The organism is Paraburkholderia sp. BL9I2N2 (assembly GCF_004339745.1).
Taxonomy (GTDB): Bacteria; Pseudomonadota; Gammaproteobacteria; order Burkholderiales; family Burkholderiaceae; genus Paraburkholderia.
The window spans coordinates 2,453,151-2,469,743 of record NZ_SMGP01000001.1; the positions used below are offsets into that span (position 1 = coordinate 2,453,151).

The 16,593-nt window shown below is 64.2% G+C and carries 17 protein-coding genes and 1 tRNA gene; 11 read left to right on the forward strand and 7 right to left on the reverse strand.

Annotated features, from left to right (window positions below; translation table 11 throughout):
* Window positions 1-181: 181 nt before the first annotated feature.
* The 7 genes from B0G74_RS11370 to B0G74_RS11400 all read left to right on the forward strand — a co-directional run bounded on the left by B0G74_RS11370 (window position 182) and on the right by B0G74_RS11400 (window position 5,718).
* Window positions 182-258 (forward strand) — tRNA-Met (locus tag B0G74_RS11370).
* A gap of 377 nt (window positions 259-635) precedes the next feature.
* Window positions 636-1,181, forward strand: coding sequence for an NUDIX hydrolase (locus B0G74_RS11375; protein WP_132374874.1), 546 nt, complete (start codon window positions 636-638; stop codon window positions 1,179-1,181).
* Window positions 1,182-1,190: 9 nt separating this feature from the next.
* Entirely contained in the window at window positions 1,191-1,928 is a 738-nt protein-coding gene (gene aat / locus B0G74_RS11380; protein ID WP_132374875.1) for a leucyl/phenylalanyl-tRNA--protein transferase, read from the forward strand.
* A gap of 116 nt (window positions 1,929-2,044) precedes the next feature.
* The gene (locus B0G74_RS11385) at window positions 2,045-2,866 is read left to right on the forward strand and encodes an arginyltransferase (protein WP_132374876.1); all 822 of its coding nucleotides are present in this window, start codon (window positions 2,045-2,047) and stop codon (window positions 2,864-2,866) included.
* 96 nt (window positions 2,867-2,962) lie between these two features.
* Window positions 2,963-4,024 (forward strand): quinone-dependent dihydroorotate dehydrogenase, encoded by a 1,062-nt coding sequence (locus tag B0G74_RS11390; protein WP_132374877.1) that lies wholly within the window; start codon window positions 2,963-2,965, stop codon window positions 4,022-4,024.
* A 132-nt stretch (window positions 4,025-4,156) separates the two neighbouring features.
* Window positions 4,157-4,951, forward strand: a complete 795-nt coding sequence (locus B0G74_RS11395) for a cystine ABC transporter substrate-binding protein (RefSeq protein ID WP_132374878.1) — start codon at window positions 4,157-4,159, stop codon at window positions 4,949-4,951.
* Between the two features lie 107 nt (window positions 4,952-5,058).
* Window positions 5,059-5,718, forward strand: a complete 660-nt coding sequence (locus B0G74_RS11400) for an amino acid ABC transporter permease (RefSeq protein ID WP_132374879.1) — start codon at window positions 5,059-5,061, stop codon at window positions 5,716-5,718.
* Window positions 5,719-5,736: 18 nt separating this feature from the next.
* Here the strand turns inward: B0G74_RS11400 and lepB are convergent, their stop codons facing one another.
* The 7 genes from lepB to B0G74_RS11435 all read right to left on the reverse strand — a co-directional run bounded on the left by lepB (window position 5,737) and on the right by B0G74_RS11435 (window position 12,556).
* Entirely contained in the window at window positions 5,737-6,435 is a 699-nt protein-coding gene (gene lepB / locus B0G74_RS11405; protein ID WP_132374880.1) for a signal peptidase I, read from the reverse strand.
* Window positions 6,436-6,630: 195 nt separating this feature from the next.
* On the reverse strand, window positions 6,631-7,629 hold the full coding sequence (locus tag B0G74_RS11410; RefSeq protein ID WP_132374881.1) for a Gfo/Idh/MocA family oxidoreductase: 999 nt from the start codon (window positions 7,627-7,629) through the stop codon (window positions 6,631-6,633).
* A gap of 145 nt (window positions 7,630-7,774) precedes the next feature.
* Window positions 7,775-8,494, reverse strand: coding sequence for an FCD domain-containing protein (locus tag B0G74_RS11415; RefSeq protein WP_132374882.1), 720 nt, complete (start codon window positions 8,492-8,494; stop codon window positions 7,775-7,777).
* A 332-nt stretch (window positions 8,495-8,826) separates the two neighbouring features.
* Window positions 8,827-9,444, reverse strand: a complete 618-nt coding sequence (locus B0G74_RS11420; protein ID WP_132374883.1) for a flavin reductase family protein — start codon at window positions 9,442-9,444, stop codon at window positions 8,827-8,829.
* Entirely contained in the window at window positions 9,419-10,633 is a 1,215-nt protein-coding gene (locus B0G74_RS11425) for a sugar phosphate nucleotidyltransferase (RefSeq protein WP_132374884.1), read from the reverse strand. Before B0G74_RS11425 ends, B0G74_RS11420 begins: the two co-directional genes overlap by 26 nt.
* Window positions 10,634-10,728: 95 nt before the next feature.
* On the reverse strand, window positions 10,729-11,562 hold the full coding sequence (locus B0G74_RS11430; RefSeq protein WP_132374885.1) for a class I SAM-dependent methyltransferase: 834 nt from the start codon (window positions 11,560-11,562) through the stop codon (window positions 10,729-10,731).
* 460 nt (window positions 11,563-12,022) lie between these two features.
* A complete protein-coding gene (locus B0G74_RS11435; RefSeq protein ID WP_132374886.1) occupies window positions 12,023-12,556 on the reverse strand; it encodes a GNAT family N-acetyltransferase in 534 nt (177 codons plus the stop codon).
* Window positions 12,557-12,903: 347 nt separating this feature from the next.
* On the opposite strand from B0G74_RS11435, the gene B0G74_RS11440 reads away from it, so the two are divergent.
* Genes B0G74_RS11440 through B0G74_RS11455 form a run of 4 tightly spaced genes read left to right on the forward strand, consistent with a single transcriptional unit; the run spans window position 12,904 to window position 16,568 of the window.
* Window positions 12,904-13,155, forward strand: coding sequence for an acyl carrier protein (locus B0G74_RS11440; protein WP_132374887.1), 252 nt, complete (start codon window positions 12,904-12,906; stop codon window positions 13,153-13,155).
* Complete coding sequence (locus B0G74_RS11445) at window positions 13,152-14,438, forward strand: acyl-CoA dehydrogenase family protein (RefSeq protein ID WP_132374888.1); 1,287 nt, start codon at window positions 13,152-13,154, stop codon at window positions 14,436-14,438. Before B0G74_RS11440 ends, B0G74_RS11445 begins: the two co-directional genes overlap by 4 nt.
* 1 nt (window position 14,439) lies before the next feature.
* On the forward strand, window positions 14,440-15,504 hold the full coding sequence (locus B0G74_RS11450; protein ID WP_132374889.1) for an amino acid--[acyl-carrier-protein] ligase: 1,065 nt from the start codon (window positions 14,440-14,442) through the stop codon (window positions 15,502-15,504).
* A complete protein-coding gene (locus B0G74_RS11455; protein WP_132374890.1) occupies window positions 15,501-16,568 on the forward strand; it encodes a DUF1839 family protein in 1,068 nt (355 codons plus the stop codon). Before B0G74_RS11450 ends, B0G74_RS11455 begins: the two co-directional genes overlap by 4 nt.
* The last annotated feature ends 25 nt before the right edge of the window (window positions 16,569-16,593 follow it).

The following is a 16,593-nucleotide window of genomic DNA, read 5'->3' on the forward strand; positions in this document are numbered from 1 at the left end:
CGCGAGAGGAATCTGAATTCTAGCGCAGCGCCTTACGCAGGCCTTCCGGCATGCGACGTGAGCGATGCGTGCGGCGACCTTCAGAGCCCGCGCGCAGATTCATGGCCCGCGGATTGAAGCCGGTTCTTAAATAGCTATTGCACAGCTATCGGCTTTGTTCTATAATCTTTTCTTCGACGGACGCGGGGTGGAGCAGTCTGGCAGCTCGTCGGGCTCATAACCCGAAGGTCGTAGGTTCAAATCCTACCCCCGCAACCAAGTGCACCAAGCTGGTTGACTACGTCGAAGACAACATTGAAGGCTTGCCCAACCGGCAGGCCTTTTTTGTTTTCTTTCCAAATATTTCATAGCGCGTGGCGCATTCCCGGCTTTTCTCGTTTCCCCAGTCTGATTCCGGCAGCGGTTCTGACGGCAAATCCGCCCCACCCACGACGCCATCCACGCCCTCGGATCAAGCCTCGCGCGCAAGATACTCCGGATTCCGAACAAAATGATTGCGCCATTTGCGAGCAGTTTGGACGCCCCCTCGGCACCGACCTCACTGCCCGCGGAATCCCGCGCGACGCTATTTTTGCGGCCTGAGAAAAACCGCTTGCCAGTGATAAACTCCTATCACCCTTTCTCGTCCCCTTCCTATGAAATTCTGTTCTGTCTGCGGCCAGGGCGTCAGCCTGAGCATTCCGCCTGGCGACAACCGCGAGCGCTTCGTATGCGGCAGTTGCGGCACGGTGCACTATCAGAATCCGCGCAACGTGGTCGGCACCGTCCCGGTCTGGGACGAGAAAGTGCTCCTGTGCCGTCGCGCAATCGAACCGCGCTACGGCTACTGGACGCTGCCCGCGGGCTTCATGGAAATGGGTGAGACGACCGCCGAGGCGGCATCGCGCGAAACGCTGGAAGAAGCCGGCGCGCGCGTCGAAGTGCAAAACCTTTTCTCGCTGCTGAACGTGCCGCACGTGCATCAGGTGCATCTGTTCTATATGGCGCGCCTGCTCGACCTCGACATTGCCGCCGGCGAAGAAAGCCTCGAAGTGAAGCTCTTCGAAGAACACGAAATCCCCTGGGACGAGATTGCCTTTCCCACCGTCGGCCAGACCCTGCGTTTCTTTTTCGCCGACCGCGCCGCCGGCAGCTTCGGCCTGCACACGGGCGACATCTTCCGCTCGCTGCGCGAAGGTTGAGCGGCGCGCATGGTTCCCTGGCTCGGACCTGACGATCCGTTCCCGCCCGTCGAGCGCGCCCTCGGCGCGACCAGCGGCGCGCCGGGCCTGCTCGCGGCCAGCGGCGACCTGCTGCCGTCGCGGCTGATCGACGCCTACCGGCGCGGCATCTTTCCGTGGTATTCGGACGGCCAGCCGGTGTTGTGGTGGAGCCCCGACCCGCGCATGGTCCTGCGCCCCGCCGACTTCAAAGTGGCGCCGTCGCTACGCAAAACGCTCAGGCGCGTGCTGCGCGAAGACGCGTGGGAAATCCGCGTCGACCATGATTTCGCCGCAGTGATGCGCGCCTGCGCGCAGGCGCCGCGACGTGGACAGCGCGGCACATGGATCACCGCGGATGTCGTCGAAGCGTACTCGTCGCTGCATCGTGTGGGCGACGCGCACAGCATCGAAACCTGGTTCGAAGGCAAGCGCGTGGGCGGTTTGTACGGCGTGTCGTTCGGCAAAATGTTCTTCGGCGAATCCATGTTCGCGGACGTCACGGATGCGTCGAAAATGGCGCTGGCTGCGCTTGTCGGACACTTACGCCGTCACGAAATAGAAATGATAGACTGCCAGCAGAACACGTCGCATCTGGCGTCGCTAGGCGGTCGCGAGATAGCGCGCAAGGCGTTCATCGCGCATGTTCGCGCGTCGGTCGAGGCGCCGCCGATTCCCTGGCGCTTCGACAAGACCGCGTTGCTCGAGGTCGTTGCGCCAGCGGCGTAGGAAGAATCAGGCCGAATCCGGATCCGCCGCCTACCGAGCCGCGGGTCACGAGCCGCGGGTCGTCCACCGCAAGGCGCCGGGTTTGCATTACCAGAGATGCTTCGAGAGCTGCCAACGTGACTCATCCCAACGAGCTGCCTCTTTCCCCGCTTTCGGCGCTGCAATTTTATGCAACAGCGCCCTATCCCTGCAGTTATCTGGACGGGCGCATCGCGCGCTCGCAAGTCGCCACCCCGAGTCACCTGATCAACTCCGACGTCTACACCGACCTCGTCAAGGCCGGCTTCCGGCGCTCGGGCGTGTTCACGTACCGGCCGTATTGCGACGGCTGCCGCGCCTGTGTGCCGGTGCGCGTGCCGGTCGACCAGTTCGAGCCGAACCGCACGCAGCGCCGCGTCTGGAAGAAACACGGCGAACTGATCGCGACCGTCGCGCCGCTCCACTACGACGAAGAGCACTACGCGCTCTACATGCGCTATCAATCGGCGCGGCATGCGGGCGGCGGCATGGATCGCGACAGCCGCGACCAATATGAACAGTTCCTGTTGCAGAGCCGGATCAACTCGCGGCTGGTCGAATTCCGCGAGCCGCTGCGGGACCGGCCCAATGCGCCGGGCATTCTGCGCATGATCAGCATGATCGACATCCTCGGCGACGGGCTCTCCTCGGTGTACACGTTTTTCGAGCCGGGGCTGCCGAACACGAGCTTCGGCACCTACAACATCTATTGGCAGATCGAGCAGGCACGCAGCCTCAAGCTGCCCTACGTGTATCTCGGCTACTGGATTCGCGAGAGTCCGAAGATGGCGTACAAGGCGAATTTCCGGCCGCTCGAGGGTTTGATCGACGGCGCCTGGCGCGTGCTCGATCCCACGGACGTGGACCTGCCGCCGCTCGACCCGGCGATGCAGGGCAAGCGCGCGCCGTTCAAGCCGTAGCAAAGCCATACATGGCAAGGCAGTAGCAGCAGCGGCCCGCTCGGGCCGCGACTCGATCCCGACAGTCGGTCTCATTGAAGCCTCAAAGCCGGTAAAATGGCGGGTTCCCATTTTCCGGCCGCCCGGCTTCGTCCCGTGTTCAGTTCCCTCTACCCGCTTGTACGCGCCCAACTCTTTCGCATGGACGCGGAAGACGCTCACCACCTCACCTTGCGCATGCTCGGCGCCGCCGGCCGCACGGGCCTCGCCGGCGCGCTCGCGCCGCGCGTGCCGGATGCGCCGCGCACCGTGATGGGGCTGACGTTCCGCAATCCGGTGGGACTCGCCGCGGGCCTCGACAAGGACGGCGCCTGCATAGACGGCCTCGCCGCGCTCGGCTTCGGCTTCATCGAAGTGGGCACGGTCACGCCGCGCGCGCAACCGGGCAATCCGCGGCCGCGCATGTTCCGCCTGCCGCAGGCGAACGCCGTGATCAACCGGATGGGCTTTAACAACGCGGGCGTCGACCAGTTCGTGAAAAACGTGCAGGCCGCGCGCTATCGCGGCATTCTCGGCCTGAACATCGGCAAGAACGCCGACACGCCGATCGAACGCGCCGCCGAAGACTATCTGTACTGTCTCGAGCGCGTGTATCCGTTCGCCAGCTACGTGACGGTCAATATCTCGTCGCCGAATACGAAGAATCTGCGCCAGTTGCAAGGCGCCGGCGAACTCGACGCGCTGCTCGCGGCGCTCAAAGAGAAGCAGCAGCGCCTGGCCGACATGCACGGCAAGCTCGTGCCGCTCGCGCTGAAGATCGCGCCGGACCTCGACGACGAACAGATCAAGTCGATCGCCGACACGCTGTTGCGCCATCAGTTCGAAGGCGTGATCGCCACCAACACCACGCTCTCGCGCACGGCCGTCGCCGGCATGCAATACGGCGACGAAGCCGGCGGCCTGTCGGGCAAGCCGGTGTTCGACGCGTCGAATGAAGTGATCCGCAGGCTGCGCGCGGAAGTCGGCGAGGCTGTGCCGATCATCGGCGTCGGCGGGATTTTTTCCGGCGACGACGCGCGCGCCAAGATCGCGGCCGGCGCGTCGCTGGTGCAGCTCTATACCGGCTTCATCTACCGCGGACCGGCGCTGATCGCCGAATGCGCACAAGCGCTTCGCTAAGCGCGGCCTCAGTGAGCGCGGCGCGCTGAGGCGCGCCGGTATATAGACATAAACAAACGGTATTTTGGTTTCGATAGTCTGCTTTGTTATGCTTTCGTCTGTTAAAACGCCAGACGAACAAAAAGGAACTCGATGAAATTTGGCTTGCTGAAAAAGATTCTCGTCGCCGGTCTGATCGGCGCTTCGTTCACCGCCGCCGCCGCCCACGCCGACGACCTGCTCGATCAGGTCAAACAGCGCGGCACGCTGCGCATCGGCCTCGAAGGCACCTTCCCGCCGTTCAATTCGAAAGCGCCGTCGGGCGAACTGGTCGGCTACGACGTCGACATCGCCAAGGCCGTGGCCGCCAAGCTCGGCGTGAAGCCGGAATTCGTCACGACCGAATGGAGCGGCATCATCGCCGGTTTGCAGGCGAACAAGTTCGACGTGATCGTCAACCAGGTCGGCATCACCGACGCGCGCAAGCAGGCGCTCGACTTCTCGCCGGCCTACACGTACTCGGCCGCGCAACTGATCCAGCGTAAGGACGACACGCGCCAGTTCAAGTCGCTCGACGACCTGAAGGGCAAGAAGCTCGGCGTCGGTCTGGGCACGAACTACATGGACATGGCCAAGTCAGTGCCGGGCATCGACGTGAAGACGTATCCGGGCGCGCCCGAGTATCTGCGCGATCTGGCCGCCGGCCGTCTGGATGCGGCGCTCAACGACCGCCTGATGCTCGCGTACCTGATGAAGAACTCGCAGTTGCCGCTGCGCACCGGCGCCAACGTCGGCGCGGGCACGCCGTCTGGCATTCCGTTCAGGAAGGGCAATCCGAAGTTCGCCAAGGCGATCGACGACGCGATGACCCAGCTCGAAGCGGACGGCACGTTCTCGAAGATCTCGGACAAGTGGTTCGGCATCGACGTCAGCAAGCCGATCAAGTAAAGACGCGCTGACTGAAACGAAGGGCGGCATCGTCAGCGATGCCGCCCTTCGCGCTTTTGCAGCAAAGTTTATGATGTGCGCTTTTGCGCGCCAACCGACCACCGCTCATGTCCACCACTTCCCTGCTCGTCCAATCGCTTCCTGTGCTCGCGCAGGGCGCCGTCCTGACGGTCAAGTTCGCGGTTCTGTCGATGATCTTCGGCCTGATTGCCGGCGCCGTGCTCGCGTTGATGGGCGTCAGCCACAACCGCGTGCTGAACTGGATCGCGCGCATTTACGTGAGCGTGATGCGCGGCACGCCGCTGCTGGTGCAGATTTTCGTGATCTATTACGGCTTGCCGAGTTTTGGCATTTCACTCGATCCGACGCCGGCCGGCGTGATCGCCTTGTCGGCGAATGTGGCGGCCTATCTGTCGGAGAGCATGCGCGGCGCGATCCTGGGCATTCACAAGGGCCAGTGGCTCGCCGCCTATAGTCTCGGACTCTCGCGCCGCCAGACTCTGCGCTACGTGATCGCGCCGCAAGCCTTGCGCATTGCCGTGCCGAGTCTGTCGAACAGCCTGATCAGCCTGATCAAGGACACCTCGCTGGTGTCGGTGATCACCGTGACCGAACTGCTGCGCAGCGCGCAGGAAATCATCGCCTCGACCTATCAGCCGCTGCCGCTGTATCTCGCCGCGGCCGCGATCTACTGGGTGCTGTGCCAGGTGCTCGAAAGCGTGCAACGCTGGTACGAACGGCGCCTTGCGCTGCCGTCGCGCCACTGAGCCCGTGGTGCATCTGCCTTAACGGCTGGCGACCGGCGACGCCGCATCCAGCGGCGCGCCGAAGCGCTCGAAGCGCGGCGTGTAATAGTGATCCGGGTCGAGCGAAAACGCGACGTGACGCGTGCGCCCCATCAATTCCTTGCGCGGAAAGAAGCCGAAGTAACGCGAATCGGCGCTGTCGTCGCGATTGTCGCCGAGCATCAGATACTCGCCGGGCGGCACGATCACCGGCCCGAACGAGTCGCGCGGGCTCGGCGCTTGCGGCGCGAGCCGCACGGTATGCGCGACGCCGTCGAAGCGCTCGGTCAGATAATCGCCGGGCGACGCGGCGTCGCCGGGCAGCGGTTTGAACTTCAGCGGCTGGTAATCGGCGCGCACGCCGTTTACGTACAGCACGTTCTCGCGCATCGCCACGCTGTCGCCGGGCAGGCCGATCAGACGCTTGACCATCAATTCATGCGCCGCCGACGAATCGATCGTCACGATATCGCCGCGCTGCGGATCGTGCAGATGCGCGATCGCGATGTGCGTGAGCGGCACGCGCAGATCGTAGGCCATCTTGTCCACGAAGATGCGGTCGCCCTCGCGGATGGTCGGCAGCATCGAGCCGCTCGGCACGACGTTCCAGTCGGCCACGGCGCTGCGAAACAGCACCATCAAGAAGAGAAACGCGACGAGGCTCTTGTTGTCGCGCCACAGTTTTCCGAGCATGCGCATGGCAGGCGGCTCCATTGGAAGGAATTCGAAAGCAGCGGGCACGTGGAGTGTTTTTCTTTCCGCATGCCCGCGCAAATCCTACCACCGCTGCTGGGTGCAACGCGGCAACAGCGGCGGCGGATTGCGATAGCGGGATCGCAAGATGGCATGGCGGCGGCACGGGCTCGCACGCCTCGACGCACGCTCAATGCGCCCTCATTCGCCCGCGAACTTCAACCCGAGCGCCGCGCGCGCCGCGTCGGCCATCGCGATCATCTGTAGCGACTTGCTGTGCGGCATCACCGGGCTTTCCAGTTGCCCCGTCCTGATCAGTTCACAGAAGTGCGCGGTCTCGTAGTTCAGCCCGCCGCCTTCGAACGGCTCGTCGAGTTCGACCACGCGTCCATCGGCATAGCGGATGGTCGCGCGCGACGGATTCCACCACGGCTCGTGAATCGTGACGTGGCCCCCTTTGGCCATCAGCAGCGCATCACCCTTGCCGTGCAGATCGAGCCCGCAAAACAACTGGGCGATGCCGCCCTCGTGCTGGCTGTTCAGGCTCGCGAACGTATCGACGCCGGTCGCCCCGAGCCGCCCGAGCGTTTGCACCTCACGAGGCGCGCCCAGCCAGTCGACGGCGAGAAACATCTCGTAGATGCCGATGTCGAGCAGCGCGCCCCCCGCATGCTCGAACGACAGCGACGGGTGATCGTCCGGCACGCCCGGCACCGAGCAGCCGGCTCGCACCAGACCGACCGCGCCGATCGGATCGACGTCTAGATGCGCGCGCAACTTTCTGTAGAGCGGATAAAAGGGCGGCTTCATGGCCTCCATGAACAGCCGTTGCGCGGCGCGCGCGGCATCGAGCACGCGCTCGAGCTGCGGCTGATTGATGGTGGCGGGTTTTTCGCACAGTACGTGCAGACCGGCTTGCAGCGCGGCAATCGCGTAGTCGGCGTGACTGTCCTGGACGGTGGCGATATAGAGCGCGTCGATCCCGCTGGCGAGCAGCGCGTCGAAACTCGCGCAGACTTCGCCGCCGAATTCACCGGCGAAAGCCGTGGCCGGTTCCGCGCGGCGTGACCACAGCGCGGTCAGTTGCGCGTGCGGCACATGAGCGAGACCTTGTGCGAAGCGACGGGCAATGCGGCCCGTCCCGACGATTCCCCAACGGATCGTGCCGCCCGAGGGGATTTCCTGCGTTGCGATTGTCATCGTTCCTTCGAGTCCATGCAGTTCAGAACAGGCGCTATTGTCGCGCATGCCGCACGCTCTCGCGTGGACGTGAACTCGCGCCCTCTGCCACACAGTCTCACAAGGAAAATACCAAAGACCCAGCGTGCCGCCGCGGCGGCGACGCTCAGCCGAGTGCCGGCGGTTCCGCTGAAAAATGGCCGCTGACTTCTTCTGCGGTGTAGTCGATCATGGCGAGCGAAGCGATTTCCGCTTCCTTCGGATCGCGCCGTTCAATCGCTTCGACCACGCGTTGATGGGAATTCACTGCGGTTTCCCACAGTCCGTCCCTGTCGGTGACGATGGGATTGACCGTCGATAGCGCGCCGCGAATGATCGCCGCCATCTGCTTGAAGAACTGATTGCCGCTCGCCACCACGATGCGGGTGTGGAACAGTTCGTCCGCTTCCTGATAGCCCGGCTCGCCCGGCCGGATCGTGCGGAACGCCTCGAACGCCTCGCGAATCGCGGCAATATCCGCCGCGCTGCCGCGCGCGGCCGCCTGCGCCGAAGCGCGCGGCTCGATCAGGATGCGAAACTCGATCACGTCGCGCAGAAACAGCGGATCGGGTTTCGCGCGAAAACGCCAGTTCACGACGTCTTCGTCGATCATGCGCCAATCGCTCATCGACCGGATGCGCGTGCCGATTTTCGGCCGCACGTCCAGCATGTCGCGCGCGAGCAGCATCGACAGCGCCTCGCGCATGACGGTGCGGCTGACGTCGAACTCCTTCGACAGCACATCCTGCGGTGGCAGTATGGCGCCGTATTTCTCTTCGACGATCCCCGTGACCAGTCCATCCATGACTTTGCTCACGAGCGATCGATCTTTGTTTGCCTGTTCCATGACACTCTCCCCGAAGCGGTGTTTGCCCCCGCGTAGCCTGTTGATCAAGCGGCCCTTATACGTCGTTCTATTGATGTCACTTAGTTCTTCTACGATACGTTGCTAGCTTCAAAACGGTTGCGCCAGTTGGGAAACTTCCTGACAGGGTTATCCCTCTGAAGAATTGTTTCTTCCTTGTAACGCCGCATATTTTGACGGGCCATAAGCTTGCATATCAAGCGTGCCTGCATTGCAGAATTTGCATAGTGCGAAGACGCACGTTGCGAGACGATTTGTCTGATCCACGATGCCTCGGCGGATAGGCTGGCGGGAAACGACGAATGACGTGCGCATCAGCGGGTGCTCACGGCAACCGCTGGCGAGTCCTGCGTCGAAGCCGCCGTCGAATCCTGAATGGAACTCTGAGTGCAACCCGGCGCCGTCACCGACCCCGCCGTCACCGACCCATAGCGCCCGCCGAAAAAAATCAGGGGCGCGTGTTCATCGAGCGAGAACACCAGCACCTCGCCGACGAAGAGCGTATGGTCGCCGCACGGATGCCGGTCCACCACGCGCGCCGCGAAACGCGCCGCCGCGTGTTCGAGCAGCTCCACGTCGGGCAGCCCTTCGACCGCCGCGAAACGCGGCGCGAGCAAGCTCTGCGGTTCGCCGGCGAAGTGGCGGCTATGCGGCTCCTGCGCCTCGGACAACACGCTCACGCCGAACAGCGCGCTGTCCATCAGACGCTCGTGCATGCGCGCCCGGTGCCCGACCGAGACGACGATCAGTGGCGGCTTGAGCGAACCCGACATGAAGGCGTTGGCGGTCATCGCGTGCAAATTGTCGCCGCTGCCGGTCGAGATCACCACGACGCCGGTCGCGAAGCGTCCCAACGCGTGGCGAAAGCGCCGCTCGTCGAAAGCCGCCTGCGAGGCGCGCGGCGCCTCAGCGTGAAGTACCCTTGCCTGCATGGCTGGCCTCCTGTTCGCGATCGTACTGGTCGTCAAAGCGCACGATGTCGTCTTCGCCGAGATGGCGGCCTGATTGCACCTCGATCCTTTCAAGCGGCGTCCTGCCGGGATTCTCGAACCGGTTCGCGACGCCGGGCGGAATGCCCGTCGACTGGTTCTCCGTGAGCAGGAAGCATTCCTCGCCGCGCGTGACGTGGGCCGTGCCGCGTGCCGCCGAATTCCAGCCGCCCACCTCCGACCAGCCCGCGGAGAACGGCACCGCGACGCCGATCAGCCGCGCGTCGGTGCCGACGCGCTCCATCACCGCGTAGTCGATCGAATCGGACGGGCACAGGGCGAAGGCATCGCGCGCGAGATGCAGCGCGCCGCCGCCGTCGACCGTGGCACGCTCGAACGCGGCCGCGCAGGCCTCGGCAATCGCCGGCTGGCAGAGCTTGATCGCCGTGAGCCACACCGACGCGCGCACCACGAACATGCCGCTGTTCCACCAGTAATTGCCGCAAGCGAGATAGCGCTCGGCCAGTTCCGGATCGGGCTTCTCGACAAACCGTTCGATGGCGCGCGCGCCCCGCGTGCCGAGCGCCCCACCCGTGCGGATATAGCCGTAGCCGGTATCCGCGCGCTTCGGTGGCACGCCGAGCGTGACAATGGCGCCGCGTGCAGCGTGGTCGAGCGCCTCGGCGAGCGCCGAGCCGAACGCAATGTGATCGGCAATCAGATGGTCCGCCGGCAACGCCACGATGAGCGGATCGTCGCCTTCCACAACCGACGCGCGCGCGGCGAGCGCGGCGACGGTCAACGTGGGCGCGGTATTGCGCGACATCGGTTCGAGGACCATGCGCACCGGCCGGCTCGATGGTTCGAGCCGCTCCAGACGTTCGAGCGTTTGCAGGTGCTGATCCTCGCAGCAAACCACCAGCGGCGCAGCAATGGAATGCGTGCCGGATGCCGGGCTAGTACGTTGCGCTGCGGCGAAAGACGCGTCGAGGCGGCTCAGCATGGTTTCGAGCAGCGACTCGTCGCCCACCAGGCCGATCGACTGCTTCGGACTGCGCTCGCGCGAAAACGGCCGCAATCGCGTGCCCGAGCCGCCGGCGAGAATCACCGGCTGCACGGATAGACGCGTGGCTGTTTCGCTGACGCCCCCGGCCGAGGCAAGCGGATTGCCTGGTTCTACGATGCGATTCATGTGCAAGTCCCCTATCCGGTCAAACTGGTCCGGCGCATTGTTCTATTTGTCCTGCGTGCTACGTGTAAAGCCATGCCTTCGTTCAGTGGCCGCCGTCAGTCGAAGCGGCAAGCAGCGAGCGGTTTGTGCGCGATGAAGTGAAACCACCAGGCGTCGCTCGGTTCCACATCGTCGGTAATGAGATTGCCCACGGAACTGTCGAACACCGCGTCGCATTGCAAGCCGACCTGTGCCAGTTGCCGGCGCTGCTCGCGCAGCGTCGTGTAGACGATCACAATGCCGAAGTTGTGGGCCGCCGCGGTGTTGACCGCATAGCCGCCGTAGTCGTGATTCAGCTTGGCGTTGCGCACATAGTTCAGCGTGCCGAGCTGGAAACGCCGCGCCGAGCGCAGCGTGCGCCAGCCGAGTTTGAGCGGATTGAACGTGAATTTCGGCAGCAGTTGCCAGATGTTTTCGCCGTAGCCGGGGCCGCCGCGGTTGTGCGACGAAAACAGCACATAGCCGCCGGGCCGCACCACGCGATACATCTCTTCGAGAATCTTCGCGCGATCGTCGTAGTCGACGCAGTCGATGCCGTTCCAGCTGAATTGCGCGAGCCCGTAATGATCCGAAGGCAGCGCGGACATGTCACGCGCGTCCATATGCCGAAGGTCGCGTTCGGGAAAGCGCGCCTTCGCGAGATCGAGCAGCTTTTGTGTGTAGTCGACGCCGGTGTAGTCGTCGGAGATCGCCGTCATCAACGGAATCGTGCGGCCGGTGCCGATTCCGATATCGAGCAAGGGCTCACCCGCGCAACGCTGTGCGAGCCAGGCAAAGGCAGCCCGTTCGCCGGGATCGGAATAGGTCTTGTCGAGCATGAAAACGCGCTCGGCGTCCGACGAATTCCATGCAACTCGGTTGATGCGGTCCAACTCGGATTGACTGTTCACTACGCGCTCCCCGTAAGCGTCTGTGCGCTGGACAATCCGTGCGCATGCATAACGCTTCCCCGAATAGACGGAACCCGCGCGCGCGCTTTAAAAGCCATCGCGTGGCCTTTGGCTCGCCGGATACCACCAGCCGAACCGGCCATCGAACACCACTGGCCTCACGCCACGCTCCTCACCAGGTCCCCGCTCTCAATCCATTACAACAAACGTTGCATGATCGATATGTACGTCCAGCCACATTGTCTTGGAGTCCGATTCAAAGGTGAATGCATGTCATACGCGCTATTAGAAATAGACAGCGTAGTCCGTCGCCATGCGACGCGCGCAGCGCGAACGTCGAGCGCGTGGCGAGCACATCTGATAGGAGAAGCGCGCGCGGCCGAGGCCACATCGCTCTCGCGTGGCGTCAGCTTCGCACGTGCAACTTGTGCACTGGAAGGCGTGACGAGCGCCCGCCCCATCACAACAACTCGAACGTGTTCACGAGCACCGCGCTGTCGCGCTCACGGCGCCGCCCGCCGAAAAGCGGCTGGCTGCCGCGCACCTGGCGCGTAAGGCCGATGAAGGGCACGCCGTGTTCGAGATAGGGCCCTTCCGTCTTGCGAAAGCCGAATTGTTCGTAGAAGCCGCGCAAACCAAGCGGCGCGCTGACACGCGCGGCATGGCCCGGCCAACGGCCGACAATCGCCTGCAGCACGCGTTCGATCAATAGTTCGGCGGTGCCGTCGCCGCGTCGCAGCGGACTCGTCAGCACCTTGTCGATGGTGATCTCCGGATCTTCCGCGTCGCCGGGTTGCAGGCGCGCGTAGGCGAGGATCGGCATCGACCGCGCCATGTCCTCCACGGCGAACACATGCAACGCGTGTTCGTCGCGGCCATCCGCGTCAAGACAAACATGCGATTGTTCGACCACGAACACCGCGCTGCGCGCGCGCAAGATCAGATACAACTCGCGAGCCGAAAGCTGATCGAATTCCAGCGTTTTCCAGTTCATCACGTACCCCAGCGGTCAGTAAGTTCAATGAGGCCGGCATCGCGCGCCGGCTTCTACGACCTGGCTGTATAGGCCGGCCCGTTCTGATGGCTACACGGTACGTCCACGAAACTCGTGTTTCCGTGCGCCATCGCACTGACGCTGGGCGTTGACAATTCTTAAATACGCAGACATCGGGGCGCGGCTTGCAGAAAACCGCCCGAAAGCGCACGCAGTCAATGTGAACGCGCCGCATCCGGCATAGGGACTCCGCCGGCATGCGCCGCGGCAACGAACAGAAATAGCGATCACGTGCGCTGGATCGATGTCCGCAAATTCAAGACTGTTCAACAACAGGGGACCACACCATGAAAAACGCATTGCGACGCATCCTTTCCGAATCGGCTCGCCTGGATGTCCCGGCGGACACCCTGGCCGATGACGCCGACCTGTACGCCGCGGGCCTCTCCTCGCTCGCGACCGTGCATCTGATGCTGGCAATCGAAGATGAATTCGGGATTGAAATTCCGGACCGTCTGTTGACACGGCGCCTGTTCTCCAGCATCGATTCGATGGCCGCCGCAATCACCGAGCTGCAACAGGCGAAGGCGGCAGCATGAACGCCCCGCTGCTGGACGCGGCGGCGGCCGCCGCCGCTACGCAGGCGCACGATGCGTCCGAAGGCGCCGACGCGTCGGTCGTGCTGACCGCCGTCGAAACCGAACCCGGCTGGCGCGCGGCCGCGCAACGCTGTGCGGCGGTAGCCGCGCAGTTCGCCGACTCGGTGGATCGCGAGGCGCGCTTCCCGAGCGAAGCGTTCGACGCGCTCAAGCGCGAATGCCTGCTCTCGGCGATGGTGCCGGCCGCGTTCGGCGGCGCGGGCCTGTCGCTCGCGGACGTCGGCGCGATCTGCGAAACGCTCGCGCAAGGCTGCGCCTCCACCGCGATGGTGTATGCGATGCATCAGATCCAGGTGGCATGTATCGAGGCGCATGGCAGCGATGCCGCATGGCATCGACAGCTGCTCGTGCAACTGGTCAAGCAGCAGTGGCTGCTGGCATCGGCCACTTCCGAGGAAACCATCGGCGGCAATATGCGCACCAGCGCCTGCTCGGTCGAACTCGACGCTGCGCGCTTTCGCATCGAAAAGCTCGCACCGACGATTTCGTACGGCGCGCACGCCGACGGCATTCTCGTCACCGCGCGCCGCACCGCCGAGTCGGCAGCCGCCGACCAGGTGCTGATCGTCGCGTTGCGTTCCGACACGCAACTGGAAAAGCGCGGCGGCTGGGATTCGATGGGCATGCGCGGAACCTGCAGCGAGGGCTTCCGGCTCGTCGCCACGGGTCTGGCCGAACAGATTCTGCCGACGCCATTCGCCGAGATCGCCGATCAAACCATGCTGCCGGTCTCGCACACGCTGTGGGCCTCGGTTTGGACCGGCGTGGCCACCGACGCCGTGAATCGCGCGAAAGCGTTCTTCCGTGCACAGGCGCGTGCGAAGCCAGGTGTGGTGCCACCGGCCGGTTTGCGCCTCGCTGAAGCGGTCGGTCTGCTGCAGATGATGCAGGCGCGCCTCGCGGTCGCGCTGGAGGCGGCACGCGCCGCTCACCAGGCGCGCCACGGCGGCTCGCAAGCCGATGCGCCGCTCGCGGCCATGCTCGGATTCGCATCCGACATGAACACGCTGAAGACGAGCATCTCCACCACCGCGCTGCAGGTCGTGCACGAAGTGCTGATGATCTGCGGCATGGCGGGTTACAAGAACGGCACGCCGTACAGCGTCGGGCGCCATTTGCGCGACCTGCACTCCGCGCCGCTGATGATCAATAACGACCGTATTGCGCAGAACACCGCGAGCCTCTTGCTCGCGCAACGTCCTGCCGCCCCGGGGAGAGCCTGATATGAACACGATGACCGATACCGTCGCTCTTGCCGCCGCCGCGCAAGCAGCCGAAGCGCCGAGCTTTCGTGACGAACTGCTGGCCGCGGGCCTGTTGATCGACACCGGCGAAAACGGCCTGTATGGCCGCAGCCAGGTTTTCGAAGACGTGGTGGACCGCCTGAACGTGGCGATCACGCATCTGGGCGCGGACCAGCAGCCGGAAGTGCTGCGCTTTCCGCCCGCCATGCGCCGCACCGACTTCGAAGACAGCGAGTATCTGAAGAGCTTCCCGAATCTGGCGGGTACGATCCACTCGTTCTGCGGCAACGACATGGGCCACCGGCGCCTGTTGCACGCACTCGACGACGCCATGACGGAAAGCGACGACGATCGCAGCGACGAGTGGATGGCGCAGCAGAAGCCGACCCGCGTGGTGCTCACGCCGGCTGCCTGCTATCCGATCTATCCGGTGATGGCGCGGCGCGGTCCGTTGCCCGCCGACGGCCGCACGATCGACGTGCTGTCGTATTGCTTCCGTCACGAACCGTCGCTCGATCCCGGCCGCATGCAGATGTTCCGCCAGCGCGAATACGTGCGTCTCGGCAGCGCCGAACAGGTGATGGCATTCCGGCAGATGTGGATCGAACGCGGCTCGCTGCTGGTCAATCTGCTGCAATTGCCGGTCGAAGTGGATCTCGCCAACGATCCGTTCTTCGGCCGCGGCGGCAAGATCGTCGCCGATAGCCAGCGTGCCCAGGCGCTCAAGTTCGAACTGCTGATTCCGGTGGCCGATCCGCGCGGCAAGACGGCTTGCCTGTCGTTCAACTATCACATGGAACACTTCGGCGCGATCTGGAAGATCGCGTGCGAAGACGGCGCGGTCGCGCATACGGGTTGTGTCGGTTTCGGCATGGAACGCATCACACTCGCGCTATTCCGTCATCATGGGCTCGACGTGAACGCGTGGCCGGACGATGTGCGCGCGCTGCTGTGGGGCGATGCCGAAGCGCGCGTGGCGCATGGGCTCGCAACCATGCAACCGTCGTCCGCCGAAACGGCGCAAGGCACCGGAGAGTGCGTATGAATCCGTCGCTGACACCTGTACCGAACGGCGCGAACGGCGCTTTCCTGCTGACCCGGCGCGTCGATCTGCCCGCCGCGGGTGGCGTGGCCGCACCGGCGCCCGCCGCGCGTTTGCGCGAGCATGCGCCGCATGCGCTGCATCAGGGCGAGCGCGTCTGGCAGGAGACTAACTGCTACGTCGATCTGTGGATCGAACTGCTGCACGGCTTCGGGCTCGACCCGCGCGCCGCGCTCGGCTTTACCGTCACGCAGGATTTCGAAGGCGACCAGTTCACGTTCTTCAAGTTTCCGCTCGAAGACCTCGACCGGCTCTACGGCACCCAGGTGCAGGAACTGGCCATCTACGATTCGCTCGAAACGCGCGTGCTCGCGCAGACCTTGCGCGGCCATACCGTGCTGGTGGAAGTGGACGGCTATTACCTGCCGAACACGCGCGCCACGTCGTACCGGCGTGAGCATCCGAAAACCACGGTGGGCATCGACTTCATCGATCCGGACGCGCGCCGTCTCGGCTATTTCCACAACACCGGCTATCACCTGCTCGACGGTGAAGACTACGACGGCGTGTTTCGCAAGCTGCCGCAGTTCCAGCAGCAGCCCGATCTGCTGTTTCCGTATGTGGAGTTCGCCAAGCAGGCGCGGCCCGCGCTCGAAGGCACCGCGCTGGCCGAAGCGTCGGCGGAACTGCTGTGCGCGCATCTCGGGCGCCGGCCGCTGACGAATCCCATTTCGCAATGGCGTGCCGCGTTTCCCGCGCATCTCGAGACGCTGTTCGAACGTGGCGAAAAGTTCTTCCACCCGTACTCGTTCAACCTGATGAGGCAGCTCGGCGCGAACTTCGAGTTTCTTTCGAAGTATCTGTTGTGGCTTTCCGCACAAGGCTTCGAGGTGCCGGCAGCGATTCCGGCAGCGGCGCAGAGCATCGCGTCGGAGTCGATGGTGATGCAGTTCCGGCTCGTGCGGGCGATTGCCCGCGGCCGGCGCGATCTGTGCGAAGACTGCTTCGACGTGCTCGAAAGCGCTTACGAAAAGACGCTGCCACCGCTCGCCGCTCTGGTGCTGTGACGCGCCGTGCGCGGCTTCGCGGACT

Excerpts from the sequence above, each read along its gene's own strand:
- B0G74_RS11410 (WP_132374881.1), bottom strand. The coding sequence starts at position 7,629 with ATGACAATCGCAACGCAGGAAATCCCCTCGGGCGGCACGATCCGTTGG.
- lepB (WP_132374880.1), bottom strand. The coding sequence starts at position 6,435 with ATGCGCATGCTCGGAAAACTGTGGCGCGACAACAAGAGCCTCGTCGCG.
- B0G74_RS11440 (WP_132374887.1), top strand. The coding sequence starts at position 12,904 with ATGAAAAACGCATTGCGACGCATCCTTTCCGAATCGGCTCGCCTGGAT.
- B0G74_RS11375 (WP_132374874.1), top strand. The coding sequence starts at position 636 with ATGAAATTCTGTTCTGTCTGCGGCCAGGGCGTCAGCCTGAGCATTCCG.
- B0G74_RS11390 (WP_132374877.1), top strand. The coding sequence starts at position 2,963 with ATGGCGGGTTCCCATTTTCCGGCCGCCCGGCTTCGTCCCGTGTTCAGT.
- B0G74_RS11455 (WP_132374890.1), top strand. The coding sequence starts at position 15,501 with ATGAATCCGTCGCTGACACCTGTACCGAACGGCGCGAACGGCGCTTTC.
- B0G74_RS11425 (WP_132374884.1), bottom strand. The coding sequence starts at position 10,633 with ATGAATCGCATCGTAGAACCAGGCAATCCGCTTGCCTCGGCCGGGGGC.
- B0G74_RS11400 (WP_132374879.1), top strand. The coding sequence starts at position 5,059 with ATGTCCACCACTTCCCTGCTCGTCCAATCGCTTCCTGTGCTCGCGCAG.
- B0G74_RS11420 (WP_132374883.1), bottom strand. The coding sequence starts at position 9,444 with ATGCAGGCAAGGGTACTTCACGCTGAGGCGCCGCGCGCCTCGCAGGCG.
- B0G74_RS11450 (WP_132374889.1), top strand. The coding sequence starts at position 14,440 with ATGAACACGATGACCGATACCGTCGCTCTTGCCGCCGCCGCGCAAGCA.
- B0G74_RS11395 (WP_132374878.1), top strand. The coding sequence starts at position 4,157 with ATGAAATTTGGCTTGCTGAAAAAGATTCTCGTCGCCGGTCTGATCGGC.
- B0G74_RS11445 (WP_132374888.1), top strand. The coding sequence starts at position 13,152 with ATGAACGCCCCGCTGCTGGACGCGGCGGCGGCCGCCGCCGCTACGCAG.
- B0G74_RS11415 (WP_132374882.1), bottom strand. The coding sequence starts at position 8,494 with ATGGAACAGGCAAACAAAGATCGATCGCTCGTGAGCAAAGTCATGGAT.
- B0G74_RS11435 (WP_132374886.1), bottom strand. The coding sequence starts at position 12,556 with ATGAACTGGAAAACGCTGGAATTCGATCAGCTTTCGGCTCGCGAGTTG.
- aat (WP_132374875.1), top strand. The coding sequence starts at position 1,191 with ATGGTTCCCTGGCTCGGACCTGACGATCCGTTCCCGCCCGTCGAGCGC.